Genomic DNA, 19,198 nt, shown 5'->3' on the forward strand with positions numbered 1-19,198 from the left:
CGCACCGGCCCCTCCAACTACCGTCGGCCGTATGGACATCACCATTCACACCACCGCCCTGCCGCACGAGGACCCCGAGGCGTCCGTCGCCTTCTTCCGCGACGTCCTCGGCTTCGAGGTCCGCAGCGACGTCGGCCAGGGGAAGATGCGCTGGATCACCGTCGGCCCCGCCGGTCAGCCCGACACCTCGATCCTCCTCGCGCCGCCGGCCGTCGACCCGGGGATCACGGAGGACGAGCGCCGCACCATCACGGAGATGATGGCGAAGGGCACGTACGGCTGGATCCTCCTCGCCACCCGCGACCTCGACGCCGTCTTCGCGAAGGTCTCCGCGGGGGACACCGAGGTCGTGCAGGAGCCGACCGAGCAGCCGTACGGCGTCCGCGACTGCGCCTTCCGCGACCCGGCGGGCAACCTGATCCGCATCCAGGAACTCCGCTGATGTGCCGCCCCGGCTGGGCGCAGGCCCGCACGGAGGCGGCGGCCCGCGCCGGCCGCGCGGACACCCGGTCAGTTTCGGAGAAGCACCGGGAAACGCCCGAACCTAGCCTGGAAGAAGACCGGGAAAGCCGAGAAGAACGAGGGGACCGACCATGACCACCAAGGCGACGAAGACCGCGAAGCCCGCCGAGCCCGCCACGCCCGCCAAGTCCCACGACGGCTTCACCGAGGACGAGCGGGCGGCGATGAAGGAGCGGGCGAAGGAGCTGAAGGCCGCCAAGGCCCGCGGCAAGGCCGCCGACGCCGAGGCCGACCTCCTCGCGAAGGTCGCCGAGATGACGGGCGACGACCGGGCGCTCGCCGAGGGCATCCACGCCCTGGTCAAGAAGGCCGCCCCCGAGCTCGCCGCCAAGACCTGGTACGGCATGCCCGCCTACGCCAAGGACGGCAAGGTCGTCCTCTTCTTCCAGAGCGCCGCCAAGTTCAAGGCCCGCTACGCCACCCTCGGCTTCAGCGACTCCGCCGCCCTCGACGAGGGCGACATGTGGCCCACCTCCTTCGCCCTCACCACCCTCACCCCCGAGGTCGAGGCCCGCATCGAGGCCCTGATCGAGCGGGCCGCCGCCTGACCCCTTGGCCCTCCGCCCCGCGGGTCAGGCCCGCATCCCCGCGCGGTGGTCCGGATAGCGGGGCGTCCAGCCGAGGTCGCGGGTGGCCTTGGCGTGGGAGACGCGGAGGCGGGTGTCGAGCATGAGGGAGCCCAGGTAGGGGACGGCGAGGCGCAGGAGGCGGCCGGGGAGGACGAGGCGGCGGCCGCCGCGGGCGGCGGAGAGCTCGCCCCAGGTCGACGGGCGGTCGTCGACGATGTTGTACGCCTCGCCCGCGCGGCCCCGCTCGACGGCGGCCACGGTCGCCTCGGCCGCGTCCTCGACGTGCACCCACGACAGGGTGCCGCCGCCGCCCGTCGGGACCGGGAACGGGCGGGTGCCGGGCGTCGGGTCGAACCAGGTGCCGGGGCCGTAGAAGACGCCGTACCGCAGCGCCGTGCCGGCCACGTGGTCCGCGGCGAACAGCCGCTCCTCCGCCTCGACGAGGCCCGTGATCACATGGTCGGCGACCGTGCCGCCGCGCACCCCGAACGGGTCCTCCTCGGTGACGGGACGGTCGCCGTGGTCGTGGTAGCCATAGCCCAGGACCAGCGACTGGGTGACGAAGCGGCCCGCCCCGAGCACGCCCGCCGCCTCCAGGAGGTGCGCGGTGCCGCGCTCCCGCAGCACGTTGCTGGGGTCGTCCGCGGTGAGCTTCAGCTTCGGCGCCTTGAGCGCGGTCAGCTGGTGGACGACCGCGTCGGCGGACAGCCCGTCGAGCGCCCGCAGCAGCCCCTCCCGGTCGAGCGCGTCGGCCCGCACGGGCGTCGCGCCCAGAGCGCGCACCGCCCCCGCGGAACCCTCCGAGCGGGCGAGGGCCAGCACCTCGTGCCCGTCCCGGACGAGGGCGCGGGTCAGCGGGCGGCCGATGGCGCCGGTGGCACCGGCGAGCAGGATCCTCATGGTCAACCTCCAGATGGCTACACCCTCATGACCGGCGAGCCCCGCCGTTCGTGACAGCCGCGAGGGTCCGGCGGAGTGATCCGGATCGCACCTGACCGAGAACAGCACCCCCGTGGAGACCGTCTCCGAGCCCGTCGGCCGGGCGGCCGGAGGCCGGAACCGACCACCGCCGGACCACCGCGGAGGCGTCCCTGACGGTGTCAGGAAGCGCCCTCGGGACGAGCCCGCCGATGGCTGCCTATCCCGTGTACTGGCGGCATTCGCCGGTGAAGACGGTGGCGAGTTCGGCGTCGAGCAGGGGGGACACGAACCGGGCCACGGGCACCTCCGCGCTCCCCTCCGGCTCGCGGTAGACCTGAAGCGCGAGCCCCTCCATCACGGCGGCGAGGCGCACGGCGGCGGGCAGCGGATCCAGGTGCTCGTCGACCTCGCCGCACTCCTTGCCGTTGTGGACCGCCCGGGCGATGTCCTCGCGCAGCTTCCGGGCGGTCTCGGTGTCGACCTCGGCGAGAGCGGGGGAGTCGAGGGCGCGGCCGGCGAACGCGCGGGCCACGCGGTACTCGGCGCGGCGGGCCTCGTCCAGCGGGATGTACTCGGTCATCACCTCCGCCATGACCCGTGCGATGGGCCGCTTGTGCGCGACGCCGTCCTTGATCCGCTCCTCGGCCCGTGCGCGGATGCGGGCCGAGACCTCGCGGAAGGCGTGGAGCAGCATCTCGTCCTTGGTGCGGAAGTAGTGCTGCACCAGGCCCACGGACATGCCCGCGGTGGCGGCCGTACGCGCGACGGTGACGGCGTCGAGCCCGTGCTCGGAGATCAACCGGCTGACGGCGTCGGCGATCTGACGGCGGCGTTGTTCGTGGTCGGCGGTTCGCGGCACTTGATGACCGTACCAGCGTACGGTTATAACCGTATATCCATACGGTTATGGGTCCGTCCTCCTCGAAGGAAGGGGTCCTTGTGCCCCAGCTGCTCCGACGTGCCGCCGCGGCGGCGACCGCCCTCGTTCTCCTCCTGCTTCCCTCGGGCGAGGCCGCGGCAGCGCCACGGCCACCCGTCCCGTCCGACCGCTTCACCGCGATGGACACCTATGTGCGTGAGCGCATGGAGGCCACCCGCACCCCCGGGCTCGCCTACGCCGTGGTCGGCCGCGAAGGGATCGTCCATTCCCGTACCTGGGGCACCGACGGCCACGGCGAACAGGTCACCGGAACAACGCCGTTCCTCTGGGGCTCCGTCGCCAAGCCGATCGCCGCGAGCGCCGTGATGACGCTCGTACAGGACGGACGACTCCGCCTCGACGACCGGGTCGCCGACCACCTGCCGGCCTTCCGCTTCGGCGGCACCGGCCACGCCGCCCGGGTCACGGTCCGCCATCTTCTCCAGCAGACGGCGGGCGTCCCGGAGTCCGCGACCTTCGAGGTCGCGGACTGCTTCGACGCCGACTGCCCGGACGCGACCGCGCGGGTCGCCGCGCTGAACGGCGTACGTCCGCTCGGTCCGCCAGGCACCGCGTACGCCTACAGCAGCGCCAACTACCTCGTCCTGGCCGCCGTGGTCGAGTCCGTGACGGGCCGGTCCTTCGCCGATCACCTCCGGGACAGCGTCCTGCGCCCGGCCGGCATGGACGGGGCGATCGCCGACCGGGCGTCCGCCCGCGCGCGGAACCTTCCGCCCGGCCACCAGCTCCTGTGGGGCGTGCCGTCGGCGATCGCCGACGGCGTGGACGACGACGGCGCCGCCTACGGCTACACCGGCGGCGACCTGAACGACCTCGCCGCCTTCGCCTCCCTCCAACTCCGGTCGGGGAGGACGGCCGACGGCACGACGGTCCTCACCCCCGAGTCCGTCCGCCTCATGCGGGGAACCGGCCGCCTCCATCCGTCCGGCGAAGACACCGGATACGGGCTCGGCTGGCGCGTCGGCGGCCTGGAGGCCCCGCTCGACACCGCGATCTGGCACACCGGCGCCACCCCCGGCTACTCGGCCGCGCTCTTCCTCCTGCCGGAGCGGAACCTCGCCCTCGTCGTCCAGCAGAACCTTCACGGCCTCCTCCACGACGGCAGCGTCATGCAGGTCGGCTTCGGCGCGGCCCGCATCCTCGCCGGTGGCGCCGCTCCCGCCGGAGCCCCCTCCGCCGCGACCTACCACGCCACGGTCTGGGGCCTCACCGCCCTCGCCCTCGTCCTCCTCGCGGAGACCGTCCCTTCGGGCCGCCTGCTCCGCCGCCGGCCCGCCCGCCGCCGCATCGCCCCCACCGCCCTGTGGTGCCTGGCCGGCGGCCTGCCCTGGATCGTCATGGCGGCTGCCTGCGCCCTCATCGGCCCCAGGGCGCTGTGGGCCTGGACGCCCGACGCCTTCCTCGCCCTGTGCGCGGCAGTCGCCGCCGGGACCGCCGTCATCGTCCTGCGGCTCGCGGCCGCGTACGGGACCCGGCCCGCGCGGTGGAGGCGGCAGCGACGACGAGCCGGCCGTCCCCGGGGAACCGCCCTGTAGGGCGTACGGCCGAACCGGGCCCGACCGGCAGGATGACGGCGACCCCAGCGATGGCGACCGAGGAAGCACCCCTCCCCACCGACCGAGACCCTCTCCGCGAACGTCCCGCTCGCACAACGGCCGACCGAGTAGGCCGGCGCACCCCGGAGAACCCGCCCACCAGCAGCGGCGCCGGTGCCGGTGCCGGTGCGCTCATCACGAAGCGCGGGGTGCACGTGGTCGATCCGGGCGCGTATCTGTGCGGACGATGCGGCGAGTTGCCACGTGAGGTCGTGCGGACAGGGGTCAGGCCGGCCGCAGAGAATTCGCCGCCCTCGTCCCCGGGCCGCTCGCTCCCCAGCAGGTCGACCCTTGTCGACCGCCAGTGACCGCTGTTGACCGCCCCCTACTGGCGTGTTGTGGCACGGCGGATCGCCGGTCGGGGGTTCCCGGTCCACGGCCCCGCCGCCGTACGACCTTCTCGGCGCCGGTGGACTGGGGCCTGCCGGCGGATGAGGTCGCAACCGGGCGGCCCGCGCGTCTCAAGCCTGATCGGGAGGCACGTCGGACTCGGCGGCGCGGCGGTACTCCGCGTTGATGCGACGGGCTTCTTCGAGCTGGTCCTCAAGGATGATGATGCGGCAGGCGGCCTCGATGGGGGTTCCCTGGTCGACGAGTTCGCGGGCGCGGGCGGCGATGCGGAGCTGGTAGCGGGAGTAGCGGCGGTGGCCGCCCTCGGAGCGCAGCGGCGTGATCAGGCGGGCTTCGCCGATGGCGCGGAGGAAGCCCTGGGTGGCGCCGATCATCTCGGCGGCTCTGCCCATGGTGTAGGCGGGGTAGTCGTCGTCGTCGAAACGGTCGTACGAGTTGTCTGCTGTCATTCGCACCTCTCCGTGAAACGCATAGAGGGCCCTGGTGCCAGTACTGGCACCAGGGCCCTGAAGGAACTACTACACCACCTGCCCGCCCTGATGAAACGCCGGCCTTCCGTGTCACCCCGCCCGGCGAAGGCCCCGGCTTCGGAACTTCATCCCCCACTGTCCGGCGGGCGGGGAGAAGGGACTCGTAGGATCGCCCTCATGTCGAAGATTGACGAGCTGCTTGTCTACGTCGCCCGGCTGGTGGAGTCCGGGCGGAGCAACCAGATGTCCCTGACCGTCGTCATCGGGGGCGCTGTCATCACGGGTCGGCTGGCACCCGAGGCGGTGTGGCGACAGCGGGTCTCGGAGGTCCTGGCGGACTCCGACCGGCTGGCCGAGTTCTCCGTCGCCTTCGCCGCCGAGGACAGGGACGAGCCGCCCACGCACCTGCACTTCCACATGGCCCGGATCCTCCAGGGCACGACGGCGATTCCGGAGACGGGAGGCATGTACCGCGTCTCGATCGCGGACGTCAGCGCCTGGACGATCGGCGACGTCACGTACTCCGATCACTGACCTCGCGCGGAAGGACCCGCGGGGGCGTACGCGGATACGGAAGAGGGCCCGACCGGCAGGGCCGGCGCCGCCTGTGCGGCGTCGGCCGGGTGCCGGTCGGGCCCTCGCGGCGCCCGGTCGTCGGTTCGTGTCGGCCCGTGGGCCGCGCGGACGGCGGTCAGGCCGCCGGGGCGCCGAGCGCCGCGGCGGAGTCCCGGAAGGGATCGGTGCTCCGAGGGAGGTCGCGGCAGGTGAAGCCGAGTTTGGTCATGGCGAGGACGACTTCACGGGCGGTGAAGTCGCGCCGGTCCTGTCGGGTGATGACCTGGCCGACCTGCTTGACGGGATAGGTGCGGCGACCGATGATCACGGACTCGCCGGTGATCTCCTCGGGTTTGACGCCGCTCATGGAGTCCAGGACGCCGGTCTTGGTGAGCTCGAAGGGGAAGCGGGCGATGACGCAGCGCATGATGCCTCACAGAGAGAGGAAGAGGGGTGGTCTCGGCGGTGCGGGGTTCGGCGGGGAGCCGGGCCCGTCAGGGCGTCACAGGGGCCGCCGGGGGGAACGGCCGCCGTCGTCGGGGAGGTCGCGCAGCCGGAGCCGGTCCGTGTAGGCGGCGCTGTCGCGGACGGTGATGAGCTGGGTTCGGGTGACGAGGCCGGTGTGCTGATCGTCGTTGTCGCAGACGAGCAGGTGCCCGGTGCGGGCGCCGGCCATGACGGCCAGGGCCACCTCCACGGTCATGTCGTCGCAGACCTGTGGTCCGGCGGTGTCCACGGCGTCGACGCCCATAGGACGTGCGGGGACGGGGCGGGACGGGCGGGACGGGCGGGGCGGGCGGGGCTGCGTCTGGACCGGCGTCACGATGTGCCTCCTGAGGGGATGGGGCGGCTTCCGGACGGGGCGGGGGCCGGGCCGCCGCGCCCGGCGGAACGCCGCACGCCCGAGTGCCGTGCCGTCGAGAGGGGAGCGCGTCGACCGCGGGGGGCGGCGCCCCGCCGGCTCCGCTGCTCGGCGGGCGGCGCCGTGATCGTCACCGGAACGCCGGAGGGGGTCCGCGCGCCGGTGATCCGGACCAGCGCGTCCTCGCCCGAGCGCACCGGGGTGGTCTCGGGCACGATGCCCGCGGCCGCCATGAGGCGCACCATGCCGCGGCGCTGGCCGGCGGTGACCAGGGTGACGACACTGCCCGACGCGCCGGCCCGGGCGGTGCGGCCGCCGCGGTGGAGGTAGTCCTTGTGGTCGGCCGGCGGGTCCACGTTGACCACGAGGTCGAGCTGGTCGACGTGGATTCCGCGGGCCGCGACGTTCGTGGCGACCAGCACGGTGACGTGTCCGCTCTTGAACCAGGTCAGGGTGCGGGCGCGCTGCGGCTGCGACTTCCCGCCGTGCAGGGCGGCGGCCCGGATCCCGCGGCCGAGGAGGTCGTCGGTGAGACGGTCCACCGCGTGCTTGGTGTCCAAGAACATGATCACCCGGCCGTCCCGTGCCGCGATCTCCGCGGTCAGCCGCTGCTTGTCGGCGCCGTGCACGTGCAGGACGTGGTGCTTCATCGTCACGACCGCGCCCTGGGAGGGGTCCACGGAGTGGACGACGGGGTCGGTGAGGTAGCGCTGGACCAGGAGGTCGACGTTGCGGTCCAGCGTCGCGGAGAACAGCATCCGCTGGCCTCCGGACCGCACCTGGTCGAGGAGCTCGGTCACCTGGGGCATGAAGCCCATGTCGGCCATCTGGTCGGCCTCGTCCAGGACGGTGACGGCGACCTGGTCGAGCCGGCAGTCGCCGCGGTCGATGAGGTCCTTGAGGCGGCCCGGGGTGGCCACGACGACTTCGGCGCCGTGGCGCAGGGCCTTCACCTGCCGGCCGATCGGCACTCCCCCGACGACGGTGGCCAGGCGCAGTTCCACCGCCCGGGCGTAGGGGGCGAGGGCGTCCGTGACCTGTTGGGCGAGTTCCCTGGTCGGGACCAGGACCAGGGCCAGAGGCCGCCGGGGCTCGGCCGGCTGTCCGGTCGTCCGGGCGAGCACGGCCAGGCCGAAGGCGAGCGTCTTGCCGGAGCCCGTCCGGCCGCGGCCCAGGACGTCACGGCCCGCCAGGGAGTTCGGCAGCGTCGCCCCCTGGATGGGGAACGGTACGGACACGCCCTGCGCGGCGAGCGCGGAGAGGAGACGACGGTCCAGAGCCAGGCCGGCGAAGTCGTCGACGGCCGGCAGCGCCGGAGCGATCGTCTCCGGCAGGGCGAACTCTCCCCGCGCGGTGGCCGGACGCCCGCCGTGCCCGGCCGGTCGGCTCGGACGTCCCGTTCGGTTCGCGCCGTGCGAAGCGGAACGACTGCCTCTTCCCGTTTCGGCGGAGGAGTCGTGCGCGGGGCCGCCCTTGCGGAGGTTGCGGGAGGAGCGGCCGTCCGTGCGTGTGGGGTTCATTCAGAACCTTCCTTGATGCGGCGCGCGGCGATGATTCCGGCAGCGAATGAAAGCGCTCGAAATTGCTCGAAATTGCCGGAACGGTCGAAGCGAAGAGGGAATCAGGCGATGCGGATCCAGTGGAAGGACGATTGATGCGGTGGGGTGGATCGGGTGGGGGCGGTGGCCGTGGTGCAGGGACGTGGGAAATCCCTGGGAAACGCATGCAGCTGGGGCCCGCACCCCGAAGGATGCGGGCCCCAGCTGCGTACCACGCGTCAGCGTCAGGCGGGAACGATGTTCTCCGCCGTCGGGCCCTTCTGGCCCTGCGCGATGTCGAAGGAGACCTTCTGCCCCTCCTGGAGCTCGCGGAAGCCCTGGGCGGCGATGTTCGAGTAGTGGGCGAACACGTCGGGGCCGCCACCCTCCTGCTCGATGAAGCCGAATCCCTTTTCCGCGTTGAACCACTTCACGGTGCCAGCAGCCATGTCATATCTCCTTCGGGCAGTGCAGCGGAATCCGCACTTTACGGATGCCGTGTCGCCGCGATGATTCCCTGCCCGGAAAAAGACCGGCATGCGAAACGCTTCCGTGCGACATGCGTACGGCGAAGCGTGCGAAATTTCGGGTACCAAAACTGCAACTGATTCGACAGTAGCACGCCGGGGCCGTCCGTGCGCGTTCCGCATTTTCTCGCGCGTGACGTCGGGAGAAATACTCTCCGTGCCATCGATGAGAATCTCCACTGGCGGTGACAGGTATTTATTGATTTCCGAATGAGCCCCACCCGGGAGTCGCGGCGGCGGCGACGAAGCCCCAGGTCTGGCGTCCTGGCGTCGGGTCAGGACGGGTCGCCGTACTGGAGGCCGCGTCCGTTGGTGCCGACGTAGACACGGCCGTAGGTGTCGGGGTCGCCGGTGATGACGCCGACGCCGCCGATGCTGCCCCACTGGTGGGCGTCGTCGTTGACGCGGAGCCAGGTGGCGCCCTTGTCGGTGGAGCGGAAGACCCCGGTGACGTCCTTGACGGTGCCGATCAGGTACAGGGCCTGGTAGGAGGCGCCCGGCGCGGCCTTGCCGAAGCCGAGGGCGGAGGCGGACTTCACCGTGCTGAGCGTGGTGAAGGTGCGGCCGCCGTCGGTGGAGTGCAGCAGCCCCTTGTCATGGCCGGCGATCCACAGGTCCCCGGCGACGCCGGGGACGGCCGTGAGCCGGCCGGCGGGCAGGTTGGTGGAGCGGGCGGTGAAGGTCGCGCCGCCGTCGGTGCTGGCGTGGAGCGTGCCGCCGGACAGGGAGTAGAAGGTCCTGGCCGAGGAGCGGTCGGCGACGACCACGGCGTCGTTGCCCAGGCCGCCGACCCTCGACCAGCTCGCGCCGTTGTCGGTCGAGCGGTACGGAGCCTGCCCGGACTGGGTCCAGACGATGCTGGAGCCGTCCGCGGCGAGCGCGATGCGGCCGCTGTGGGCGCTGCCCACGGGCTCCGCCTTGAAGCCGTTCCAGCTCCTGCCGCCGTCGGTGGAGTAGGCGCCGTCCTGTGCGCCGCCCGTGCCGACGCGGACCATCATCGCGGGGTCGGACTGGGCGAAGTCGATGTCGGTGCTGTTGCTCATCATCGGGTTGCCCAGTCGCCCGGCGGGCACCTTGGTCAGGTCGTCGTGGCGGAAACCGCCCTGGTCACCCATGGCGGTGATGACGGCGGCGCCGCCGGGAGGAGCGATCGCGTCCATCAGGGCGGTCTCCTCGAGGCCTCGTGCGCCCATGCTCCAGTGGCTGGTGCCGCCGCTGTCGGAGGCATGGGCGTCCTTGCTGCGCAGGATGCCGTTGCCGGTGCCGTACAGCACGTGCCCGGAGTCGAAGGGGTCGATGGCCAGGGCGGTCATCCAGTGCCCGGTGTGGGTGCCGACGTAAGGGGCGGCGGAGGCGCTCCGCGCCGACTTGTCGGCCAGTGCCTTCCAGGTCGTACCGCCGTCGGTGCTCCGGTAGATCTCGTCCTCGGGCCACCAGCGGCCGAGGGTGGTGACCATCACCGTGGAGGGCTTCCGCGGGTCGACGGCCAGACCGGAGAACCCGTAGGAGCCCCGGGACGGGGAGACGTTCTTCCACGCCCCGCGGGCCGGCGTGTGCTTCCACACCGAACCCGCCGTCACGCCGTTGGGTCCGAGGTTGTCGGTGTACGTCAGGTACAGCGAGCCGTCACCGGAGAGCACGCCGTGCTGCGGCAGCTGGCCGGTGGGCTGCCCGGAGACGGCCCGCCAGGTGCTGCCGCCGTCGGTGGAGCGGTACAGGGAGGTGGACTTGTCGGCGACGCCGACGTAGACCGTCTTGCTGCCGGCCGGGCCGTACGTCACGAAGGAGATGCCCGCGCCGCTGCTCGCCCCGTTCTTGACGGGGAACGAGGAGACCTGACTCCATGTCGCGCCGTGGTCGGTGCTGCGCCACAGGCCGTTCTTGCGGGTGCCGAGCAGCAGGGTGCCGTTGTCCGCGGGGTCGATCGCCAGCCGTTCGCCCGCCCCGCGGCCGTCCTCGTTGGCGCCCAGCTTGAAGGGCAGGTCGGTGCGCTTGAAGGTGCGGCCCCGGTCCGTGGAGCGCAGGAGCGCGCCGTTGCCCGCCCAGTTGTTGGTGTAGGTGCCCGTCGCGAGGTAGAGCCGCGCGGGGTCGACGGGGTCGGTGGCCAGCGAATCGACGCCCAGAAGGTTCCAGTCCTTCTCGCCGAGCCAGTCGGTCAGCGGGATCCACTGCTCGGCCGCGGTGTCCCAGCGGTAGGCGCCGCCCATGTCGGTGCGCGCGTACAGCAGGCCCTTCTCGCGCTGGTTGAACACCAGCCCGGTGACGTAACCGCCGCCCACCACCTGGGCGTTCTTCCACGCGTACGGTCCGGTGCCGGCCGCCTGGGACTCGGCCGTCTTCACCAGCCGCCACTGCTGGTTGGTGCTGCCCTTGCCGGGATACTGGATGACCACCGCGCCCTCGGCCGTGGACGCCCCGGAGACGTCCAGGACCTGGCCGCTCCTGCGGGAGGTGAAGGTGACGGCGTCGGAACCGCTCACCTGGTCGATCCGCCACTCCTGGGAGGCGGAGGAACTGTCGGTCTGCTGCTCCGCGACGGCCCTCTGGGCAGTCGAATTACCCGCTATGCCCAGCACTTTGCCGCTGTTGCGGTTCACCAGCTCGTAGTAGCCGTCCCCCGCGGGTCGCAGCTTCCACTGCTGGTTGGCGGTGTTCTGGTCGGTCCACTGCTGGATGCGGGTGCCGTCGGCGGTGGAGAAGGCGTTGACGTCCAGCGCCTTGCCGCTGCGTACGGAGATCAGCCGGTAGTAGGCATTGCCGTCGACCGTCGCGGCCTGCGAATCGTCCTGCACGAACAGGAGGTACGGCACGACGAGAGCGGGCGCTCCGAGCAGCAGTCCGGTCGCGGTCCAGCGACGGCGGTGACGCCCGCGGCGCCCACCGTTCGTGGGGTTCTTCATGGGGGGTTGTTTCTCCTTGCGTATCACGGTGGACCGGGCGGTCAGCGCTGCAGGGTGAGGACACCCGGCCGGTACGGCAGTCGGTCGTAGGGACCGCCCGCGGTGGGGGATTTGCCCTGGTAGAGGAACTGCAGGTTGCAGGGGTCGATGGTCATGGTCTGGTCGGCGCCGACGCGGATCAGGTCCCCGTGGCTGATGTCGTCGGTCCAGGTGGCACCGCTGTTCGCCTTGCCCGCGAAGGGGTTGCTCTCGGTGGCCGCCTGCGGGGTCCACGAGCCGCTCAGGCTGGTGGCCGTGAACGAGCGGAAGTAGCGCTGCTCGTTCGCACCCCGGGCTTCGACGATCATGAGGTACTGGTTCCGGCCCTGGACCTTGTAGACCTGCGGCGCCTCGAACAGGTTCTTCGCCGTGTCGCTCATGACCGTCGTGTACGACGAGCCGAAGTTGCCGGGGAAGTTCCCGATCGGCATGCTCGCCCGGTAGATCTTGCCGTTGTCACCGGCGAAGAACAGGTACATGTTCCGGTCGTCGGCGATCAGGGTCTGGTCGATCGGGCCGGTGCCGGAGTCGGGGAGGCTCCCGGTGAACAGCGGCTGCGGCGCGGACCAGCCGTTGGGGTCGGTGGGGTCGCTCGACGTGCGGTAGATGAAGGGCCACGAGCCCCACTGGTACGCGAGGACCCAGATCTTCTTGGGCGCGAAGTAGAACAGCGTGGGCGCCACCGCGTTCTGGTTCATCCTGGTCTGCCCGGCCGCCGCCATGTCCGACCAGTTCGTGAAGGGGCTGAAGGCCATCGAGCCGTAGGAGGTTCCCGCCGCGCTCGACGCGTAGACCACGTGCTTGCCGTGGTGCGTCACATGGGTGAAGTCCTTCAGCGCGGCCCACCCGTTCGACGGCTGCGCGAGGGGACCGGTCGAACTCCACTTGTACGTCGACGGAAGAGCGCACGTACCGCCGCCCGTCCCGGACGGGGCGGTCCACTTCTGGTTGCCGCCGGACCAGCAGGCGTGCAGCTGGATCCTGGTGCCGTTCGCGGTGGCCGCGCCGATGGCGTCGAGGCACAGCCCGGACTGGACACCGGTGATCGTGCCGTTGGTGTCGATGTTCCACTGCTGGTTGGTGCCGCCGTTGCAGTCCCAGACGACCACCGCGGTGCCGTTGGTGGTGCCCTTGCCCTTGGCGTCCAGGCACTTGTCGCCGTGGATCTTCAGCTGCTTGCCGGCGGTGTAGGTCCAACGCTGGTTGGCCTGTCCGCTGCAGGTCCACAGCTGCGCCTGGGTGCCGTTGGCGGTGGTGGAGGCGGGGATGTCGATACAGCGGCCGGACGCCGCGCCCTTGATCGGCCCCGTACCGGTACCGTCGGCCGGCTTGCTCGGGGTGGTACCCGAGCCGGAGCTGAGGGCGTTCATGACGGCGGTGTACGCGGGCTTGGGCTTGCCGTTGTTGTCGAACAGCAGCGGGCTCTCGCCGCTGCGCCAGGAGTCGCTGTCACGGACGCCCCACACGGTGATGCCGGTGCACCGGGCCACGGACAGGCAGGCTTTGACCGCGTCGGCGTAGTGGGTGGGCGATGCCTGGGCGATGTCCAGCTCGGTGATCTGGACGTCGACGCCCAGGGCGGCGAAGTTGGCCAGGGTGGTCTTGAAGCCGGCCGGCGGGCCGTCCGCTCCGAAGTGGCTCTGGAACCCGACGCAGTCGATGGGGACGCCGCGGGACCTGAAGTCCTTGACCATTCTGTAGACGCCCTGGGTCTTGGCGTCCGACCAGTTCTCGATGTTGTAGTCGTTGTAACAGAGCTTGGCCGAGGGGTCGGCCGCACGGGCGGTGCGGAACGCTTCCTCGATGAAGCCGTTGCCCAGGACCTTCTGGAACACCGAGCTGCGGAGCCGGCCGCCGGGGCCGTCGGCGAACGCCTCGTTGACCACGTCCCAGGCGTAGATCCTGCCCTTGAAGTGGGTCATCGTGGCGGTGATGTGGCTGTTCATCACGCCGCGCAGCGTGTTCGCGTCGCCGATCGAGCTGACCCAGGCCGGGAGCTGCGAGTGCCAGACCGTGGTGTGGCCGCGCACGCGCTGGCCGTTCGCCTTCGCACGGTCGACGATCCGGTCGGCGCGGCCGAAGTCGAAGTTGCCGCGGGACGGCTGGACGGCGTCCCACTTCATCTCGTTCTCCGGGGTGATCATGCTGAACTCCCGGTCGGCGATCGCGGTGTACGCCGAGTCGCCGAGCCTGCCGGCGGCCACAGCGGTGCCGAAGTACCTGCCCGAGGGGGCCGCGTGCGTACCCAGGTTCGCGGCTCCGGCGGAGCTGGGGAGGAGCGTCACGACACCGGCCACCACGGCCGCGGCCGACAGACCTACCGCCACTGTTCGGCGACGCCGGCTGAGCCGGTGCAGGCCCTTCATGATTCTCCTCGGGGGGCGCGGGTCACCCTGGGTGCCGTGATCGTGGGGGCGTGTCGCGTCATGGGAGGGGCTTTCTTCCGGGGATGCGTCGACGGGGGATATCGGGGAACCCGCCACGCCGGCACGCCATGGTGAGCGGCGGGAAGAGCACCCCATGCATGGGAGGCCCCCGCACGCGCGGTCTCGTAACGGAAAAGTCGCGCCGTCCGGACGATTGCTCGGTGATGCATCTCGCGGGTGGAAAGCGTTATGCCGAGCCCCGCGGTCTGGTCGTCCCGGTGGAAAGGGCGCGCCGCCCCGATCACCAGTGAAGGTTTCCGGAGCGGCGGCAGCCGTCGATGCATGCGGATCGCAGCCGGATCACATGCTCAAGGAGCGGTGCTCAGGCCCAGGCCCTGCGCAGGATGAAGGAAGCCTGGCCGGCGAAGGCCCGAGTGCCGTCGGAGCCATCGAGCCAGACGCCACCGTCGCGGTGGCGGAGGACCGACCCGGGATAGTTGTGCGCGTGCAGGGTCACCGACCCGGCGACCGCCCCGGGGCGCGGACAGAAGGTCGCGTCCTCACGGAACAGCTCGCTGCCGTCGTCGCTGCTCAGCCGCAGCCTGAGGTAGTGGTGGCGGAGGTACCGGCCGTCGGCGGCGCGGAAGGTGACGCACCGCGTGTCGGCCAGGCCTCCGACGACGGTGAAGGTGACCCGCCGGCGTGTCTGCGTGCTGCTGGACGCGGAGACTCGGCCGAGCGTCGCGAAGTCGCCGGCATACGTGAGGTACAGGGCGGGGTGGTCCACGGACTCCAGCGACTGTGCGCCCAGCGGAACAGTGCCTGCGACGGCGGACGGACTCACCGGGGACGGTTCGGCCGACGTGGTGGTGCGCGACGGGATCGGCGTGGGAGTGCCGACCGTGGGCGCGGCGATGACGCCGGGCTCCCGATGCGCCGGTTCGGGCCAGGTCGCGTAGGTGGCGGTCCCGGCGATGAGCACCGCGCCGGCGGCGAGGCTCACCAGCGGATGAGCGGTCACCGCGTGGAGCGTACCGATCAGCGCACTGTGCAGACCGCCTCCCGCAGTCGCCGTCGCTGCCGTCGCTGCCGTCGTCGTCGCTGCCGCCGTCGCCGTCGCCGTCGTCGCCGTCGCAGTGCCGGCGGCGACGTGTGCCGTGGCCAGCCCGGCGGCGCTCGCGGCCGTACTCGACAGCAGGCCCTTGGCGGCGAGCGCGGCGACGAGCCCGGCCGGTACGGCCAGCGTCGCGAGGCTGCGGAGCAGTAGTTCGGCCGGCACCCGGTCTGTCGTCGTCGCCATGCAGACCGGGCAGTCGCGGGTGTGCCGCGCGATCCGCTTGCGCCACACCGATGCACGGAGACCGTCCCAGCCGACGATGGTCTCGTCCAACCGCGCACAGCGCGGGTCGGCCTCCAGGGCGGAGACGATCGTCCGGCTCAGTTCCAGCTGCTCGCGCATGCGTTGCAGGCGTACGCCGACGTGGGCGACAGTGAGCCCCGTCGCGGCGGCGATGTCGTCACGGCTCAGCAAGCCGGCGCATTCCTGCCACCACAGCGACAGCAGCACCCGATGGTCCGGGTCGAGCCACCGGCCGGCTTCGACGGCCTGACGGCGTTCGTCCGACACGTGCAGACGCAGGATCGTCATGCCCTCGGGTTCGGCGCCGGCGTCCGGTATCTGGCGTGCCTCGTCGATGACCGTGGTCCGGCCGGCGAACGCGCGTTGCCGGTGCCAGTGGGTATTGATCTGGCGCAGCGTGATCGCCACCAGCCAGGACCGGAAGCTCTCCGGGGCACGCAGAGCAGGCAGGTCGCGCACCACGCGCAGCAGGGTCTCCTGGACGACGTCGTCGACGTCGGCGTGTCCGCTCAGCGATCGCCCGACGATGTTGTAGAGCAAGGGCAGGTACGCGGCGATCAACTCCTCGCGCGCCCGATCGTCACCGGCCTGCGCCGCGACAACCAGCCCCGCGTGGTCCGCGTCCATGAGCCCCATTCCCACTTCCCTCAGGGGAGCGGTCTTCCCTCAGGGAAGCGATCCGCCGACTACGGCGCCTCACCTTAGCGTCGGCACCGTATGCGGCCAAAGCCCGTGCCCTGGCCCGACGGACCGGCCCGTGCCGACTTCGGGGGCCCGGCCCGGTACCGCGCGTGAGGACGGAAGCGAGGCGGTCGTTCACCGCTCGGCGCCCCACGGTGACACCGAGCGCATTCTGGTCGCGGGCGCGCGGGTGTGCTTCCGAGAGCCGGGGCACGCGGAGAGTACGGCAGCCTCGAAAGGTCTGGGCAACGACGAAGCCCCAGGTCGCTGACCTGGGGCTTTGCTGTGGAGCGGACGACGGGGACCGAACCCGCGCAATAAGCTTGGGAAGCACCCGGCACTTGGGTAGGCGCACACCGCCTGTCGCGGTGCGCCGACCGGTGGGCGGCTCCAGGTCGTTGCCGCGACGCGATCAGCGGCAGGCTCGGTCGCTGACGCGACAGGTCGCGGGCCTGGGCCGGCGGGGCTGCCGGACGACGCCGAGCGGTGCAACAGGCCCGGGGCTCCGCGCCCGACGGCCGTCTGGACCACCCGGAGCGCCGGGCCGCGCCGCTGCACCGGCTCGTCGACGCCGCCCGTCGGTGGCGAGTCCCCCCCGCCGGCTCGCCAAGGGCGCACGGGCCGACGCCGAGGAGACATGCCCGCCGACGGCCTTGCTGCGATACGCCTCGGGGGTGAACTCCGGGATGGGTCAGGGGTGTGACGGATTCCCGTGTGCTTGGTGCGGTACGAGACTCGGAAAGGAAACTGATGGTGCCCGGGGCTCCGGGCGTCGGAATAGGGTGGCCTATGAGTGCCTTTTCGTCGGGTCCGGGGCGGCGTCTGCTGTTGCGAGGTGCTCTGGTTCTCGCCATCGGCGCCCGTGGGGCCGGGCAGGCCGTCGCACTGCCCAAGGCCGTACCGGGCGGTGGGGCGGAGGTGGACGAGGAGACGTTCCCCGGAGGGCGGATCGTCGATCTCGTGGTGAATTCGGTCGCGCTTGCGCGTCCGGCAGGGGTGCGGCTCCTCACTCCCGAGAACTGGCACGCCCAGCGTCCCGGGCAGCGCTGGCCGGTGCTGCTTCTGCTGCCCGGCGGGGACGGTGATCATCTGGCGTGGACCCGGGACTACGGAATCCAAGACCTTCCCGCGTTGCGGCACACACTCGTGGTGATGCCTGAGATGCCGCTGTTCGGTTTCTGCACGGATTGGTGGAACCACGGCGAGGGCGGCCCTCCAGCCGTGGAGACGTTCCACCTGCGCGAGGTCCTGCCGCTCGTGGAGCGCTTCTACGGAGCCGGGACGAGGCGGGTGGTCGCCGGTCAGTCCCAGGGCGGGTTCGGCGCTGTGTCGTACACCGCGCGCCATCGGGGGATGTTCCGGGCGGCGGCGAGCTACAGCGGCTTCGTGCACCCGCTCCAGCACCCTCGCGCGGTACGGGCGGCGATGGACTATCTGGGCCTGGATTGGACGGCGCTGTGGGGCGATCCGGTGCGGCAACGCGCAATCTGGCAGGCTCACGACCCCGCATGCCTTGCCCACCGGCTCACCAGAATCCCCGTTTGGCTGTCCTGCGGCGACGGGCGGCTTGGCCCGCTGGACCCGCCGGACACCCCTCCGGACGAGCACATCCCCGGTCTCGAAGACCCGGACGCGCCGTTCCCCGCCGACGTCCTGTCACCGACCGAAGCGATCATGCGTGAGGAGAACGAGGCCCTGGCACCCGTGCTCCGTGCTGCCGGTGCCCTGGTGACGACACGGTTCCACGCGGGAACCCACGATCCGGCCTACTGGTCGCGCGAGCTCCGAGCCTCGCTCCCCACACTGCTGCAAGCCCTCCGATGACCCCGGCAGTGCCCGTCGTGGTGTGCTGTGAAGCCCATGTCCTCTCTCCGGCTCGGTCCCCAGAGGTACGGTGCTCCGACCGCATACCAGGGATCCCGAGGGTGAGGTATCGACCTGGATCTCGGGTGGGACAAGGGGCATGAGTCTCCCCCTGACGACGCAGTGTGTGAGCATCCACGTCCTCCCGTCAGGCGGGACTCCAGACAGGCCGTGGCGTACCGGCCGTCGTCAAGTCACCGAAGGACGTCCTCGCGGCCGTCGCGGGGCACGGCCCGACCGGCCGCCTCGTACGCATCGAGGGCGCTCGCCCAGTCCGCCACCGCCCCCGCGACGTTCCGGGAGTACTCGGCCGGAAGGGGTGCCCGGCCGGCAGTTCACCGAACTCGGTCACCGCGGAAGCGAGGCCCGCTTCCTGCCGTGCCCTCTCCCTCTCGCGTTCCCGCACGGTCCCTCCCGCAGGCTCGTTCGTGTGGTTCAGCGCCGGAGCTGTGGAGTGGGTCAGCCGAGTGAGGGCCTCTTGGGTTCGGTGTGGATTGCGACATCTCCACCGAACGACAAAAGGCCCTCGTGTGAATCACCGCGCGGACGGAAGGCGTCCGCGCTGTGGAGCCTGGCCAGGCAGGCAGTCGCGGGCTTCCCGTGGTGATGCCCTGCCCCGCCACCGGTCGCGTCCGACGTGTGTGGGCCGCCTGTGTGCCGCGCGGTCGGAGGAGGCCCGCTGACGAGCGGTCGACGCACCGCACCCCGTGGCCCTGGTCCGGGCCGGCCACCGCTTCGAACACCCCGAGGCTCACGCGGCATGAACGGGGATGTCGTGGTCAACCCCGCGTATCACCGGCAGGGCGTTGGCCGCTCCCTGGTCGAGCACCTCATGCGGCGGTACTCGCACTGCCGCTTCTTCCTCCTGCCCACGGACCACGAGTCGACGGCGGAGGGCGAGCGCAACCACGCGTTCTACCGGAGTCCGGGCTTCCTGTCCTACGAGGAGAAGGAGATGGCGGGCTCTGGACTGCCCAGGAACCGCCCCGACCTGCGCAACGCGGCGCCCTGACCGGACCGGCCAACGCAGAAGCCCCAGGTCCCTGACCTGGGGCTTCGTTCACGAGCGGATGACGGGAATCGAACCCGCGCTATAAGCTTGGGAATCACCCGGCACTTGGGCCCGCAAAGCGATTTAA

General features: G+C 71.5%; 16 protein-coding genes. 6 read left to right on the top strand and 10 right to left on the bottom strand.

Features of this window, described 5'->3' with window-relative positions; genetic code table 11:
• Positions 1-31: 31 nt before the first annotated feature.
• Positions 32-442, top strand: a complete 411-nt coding sequence (locus HHL19_RS27165) for a VOC family protein (protein WP_169092980.1) — start codon at positions 32-34, stop codon at positions 440-442.
• Positions 443-593: 151 nt separating this feature from the next.
• Complete coding sequence (locus tag HHL19_RS27170) at positions 594-1,070, top strand: DUF1801 domain-containing protein (RefSeq protein ID WP_169092981.1); 477 nt, start codon at positions 594-596, stop codon at positions 1,068-1,070.
• A 24-nt stretch (positions 1,071-1,094) separates the two neighbouring features.
• Here HHL19_RS27170 and HHL19_RS27175 read toward each other — a convergent pair whose 3' ends face one another.
• Positions 1,095-1,991 (bottom strand): NAD(P)-dependent oxidoreductase, encoded by an 897-nt coding sequence (locus tag HHL19_RS27175; protein ID WP_169092982.1) that lies wholly within the window; start codon positions 1,989-1,991, stop codon positions 1,095-1,097.
• A 238-nt stretch (positions 1,992-2,229) separates the two neighbouring features.
• Positions 2,230-2,871 (bottom strand): TetR/AcrR family transcriptional regulator, encoded by a 642-nt coding sequence (locus tag HHL19_RS38605; RefSeq protein WP_169092983.1) that lies wholly within the window; start codon positions 2,869-2,871, stop codon positions 2,230-2,232.
• An 80-nt stretch (positions 2,872-2,951) separates the two neighbouring features.
• Between HHL19_RS38605 and HHL19_RS27185 the strand changes: the two genes are divergently transcribed.
• Positions 2,952-4,487 (top strand): serine hydrolase domain-containing protein, encoded by a 1,536-nt coding sequence (locus tag HHL19_RS27185; RefSeq protein ID WP_346768415.1) that lies wholly within the window; start codon positions 2,952-2,954, stop codon positions 4,485-4,487.
• Between the two features lie 521 nt (positions 4,488-5,008).
• Here HHL19_RS27185 and HHL19_RS27190 read toward each other — a convergent pair.
• A complete protein-coding gene (locus HHL19_RS27190; protein ID WP_169092985.1) occupies positions 5,009-5,347 on the bottom strand; it encodes a MerR family transcriptional regulator in 339 nt (112 codons plus the stop codon).
• Between the two features lie 198 nt (positions 5,348-5,545).
• Here HHL19_RS27190 and HHL19_RS27195 point away from each other — a divergent pair, with 198 nt between their 5' ends.
• A complete protein-coding gene (locus tag HHL19_RS27195; protein WP_169092986.1) occupies positions 5,546-5,902 on the top strand; it encodes a hypothetical protein in 357 nt (118 codons plus the stop codon).
• Positions 5,903-6,059: 157 nt separating this feature from the next.
• Here HHL19_RS27195 and HHL19_RS27200 read toward each other — a convergent pair whose 3' ends face one another.
• The 7 genes from HHL19_RS27200 to HHL19_RS27230 form a co-directional block, all read right to left on the bottom strand.
• Positions 6,060-6,350 carry an SCO5918 family protein gene (locus HHL19_RS27200; RefSeq protein ID WP_169092987.1) on the bottom strand — a complete coding sequence of 97 codons (291 nt, stop codon included), beginning with the start codon at positions 6,348-6,350 and terminating at the stop codon, positions 6,060-6,062.
• Between the two features lie 75 nt (positions 6,351-6,425).
• Complete coding sequence (locus tag HHL19_RS27205; RefSeq protein ID WP_346768414.1) at positions 6,426-6,746, bottom strand: CBS domain-containing protein; 321 nt, start codon at positions 6,744-6,746, stop codon at positions 6,426-6,428.
• Positions 6,743-8,305, bottom strand: a complete 1,563-nt coding sequence (locus tag HHL19_RS27210) for a DEAD/DEAH box helicase (RefSeq protein WP_169092988.1) — start codon at positions 8,303-8,305, stop codon at positions 6,743-6,745. Before HHL19_RS27210 ends, HHL19_RS27205 begins: the two co-directional genes overlap by 4 nt.
• A gap of 263 nt (positions 8,306-8,568) precedes the next feature.
• Complete coding sequence (locus HHL19_RS27215; RefSeq protein WP_030747648.1) at positions 8,569-8,772, bottom strand: cold-shock protein; 204 nt, start codon at positions 8,770-8,772, stop codon at positions 8,569-8,571.
• A gap of 353 nt (positions 8,773-9,125) precedes the next feature.
• Complete coding sequence (locus HHL19_RS27220) at positions 9,126-11,750, bottom strand: RICIN domain-containing protein (RefSeq protein ID WP_169092989.1); 2,625 nt, start codon at positions 11,748-11,750, stop codon at positions 9,126-9,128.
• A gap of 41 nt (positions 11,751-11,791) precedes the next feature.
• The gene (locus tag HHL19_RS27225; RefSeq protein WP_169092990.1) at positions 11,792-14,155 is read right to left on the bottom strand and encodes a non-reducing end alpha-L-arabinofuranosidase family hydrolase; all 2,364 of its coding nucleotides are present in this window, start codon (positions 14,153-14,155) and stop codon (positions 11,792-11,794) included.
• A gap of 382 nt (positions 14,156-14,537) precedes the next feature.
• Positions 14,538-16,151 (bottom strand): sigma-70 family RNA polymerase sigma factor, encoded by a 1,614-nt coding sequence (locus HHL19_RS27230; RefSeq protein ID WP_169092991.1) that lies wholly within the window; start codon positions 16,149-16,151, stop codon positions 14,538-14,540.
• Between the two features lie 963 nt (positions 16,152-17,114).
• On the opposite strand from HHL19_RS27230, the gene HHL19_RS27235 reads away from it, so the two are divergent.
• A complete protein-coding gene (locus tag HHL19_RS27235; protein WP_346768413.1) occupies positions 17,115-18,020 on the top strand; it encodes an alpha/beta hydrolase-fold protein in 906 nt (301 codons plus the stop codon).
• 799 nt (positions 18,021-18,819) lie between these two features.
• Entirely contained in the window at positions 18,820-19,071 is a 252-nt protein-coding gene (locus tag HHL19_RS27240) for a GNAT family N-acetyltransferase (protein ID WP_169092993.1), read from the top strand.
• Positions 19,072-19,198 lie beyond the last annotated feature (127 nt).

Origin of the sequence: Streptomyces sp. R302 (assembly GCF_012927245.1) — a bacterium.
Classification (GTDB): domain Bacteria; phylum Actinomycetota; class Actinomycetes; order Streptomycetales; family Streptomycetaceae; genus Streptomyces.

Excerpts from the sequence above, each read along its gene's own strand:
- HHL19_RS27165 (WP_169092980.1), top strand. The coding sequence starts at position 32 with ATGGACATCACCATTCACACCACCGCCCTGCCGCACGAGGACCCCGAG.
- HHL19_RS27220 (WP_169092989.1), bottom strand. The coding sequence starts at position 11,750 with ATGAAGAACCCCACGAACGGTGGGCGCCGCGGGCGTCACCGCCGTCGC.
- HHL19_RS27210 (WP_169092988.1), bottom strand. The coding sequence starts at position 8,305 with ATGAACCCCACACGCACGGACGGCCGCTCCTCCCGCAACCTCCGCAAG.
- HHL19_RS27225 (WP_169092990.1), bottom strand. The coding sequence starts at position 14,155 with ATGAAGGGCCTGCACCGGCTCAGCCGGCGTCGCCGAACAGTGGCGGTA.
- HHL19_RS27170 (WP_169092981.1), top strand. The coding sequence starts at position 594 with ATGACCACCAAGGCGACGAAGACCGCGAAGCCCGCCGAGCCCGCCACG.
- HHL19_RS27190 (WP_169092985.1), bottom strand. The coding sequence starts at position 5,347 with ATGACAGCAGACAACTCGTACGACCGTTTCGACGACGACGACTACCCC.
- HHL19_RS27200 (WP_169092987.1), bottom strand. The coding sequence starts at position 6,350 with ATGCGCTGCGTCATCGCCCGCTTCCCCTTCGAGCTCACCAAGACCGGC.
- HHL19_RS27175 (WP_169092982.1), bottom strand. The coding sequence starts at position 1,991 with ATGAGGATCCTGCTCGCCGGTGCCACCGGCGCCATCGGCCGCCCGCTG.
- HHL19_RS27215 (WP_030747648.1), bottom strand. The coding sequence starts at position 8,772 with ATGGCTGCTGGCACCGTGAAGTGGTTCAACGCGGAAAAGGGATTCGGC.
- HHL19_RS27230 (WP_169092991.1), bottom strand. The coding sequence starts at position 16,151 with ATGGGGCTCATGGACGCGGACCACGCGGGGCTGGTTGTCGCGGCGCAG.
- HHL19_RS27240 (WP_169092993.1), top strand. The coding sequence starts at position 18,820 with ATGAACGGGGATGTCGTGGTCAACCCCGCGTATCACCGGCAGGGCGTT.
- HHL19_RS27195 (WP_169092986.1), top strand. The coding sequence starts at position 5,546 with ATGTCGAAGATTGACGAGCTGCTTGTCTACGTCGCCCGGCTGGTGGAG.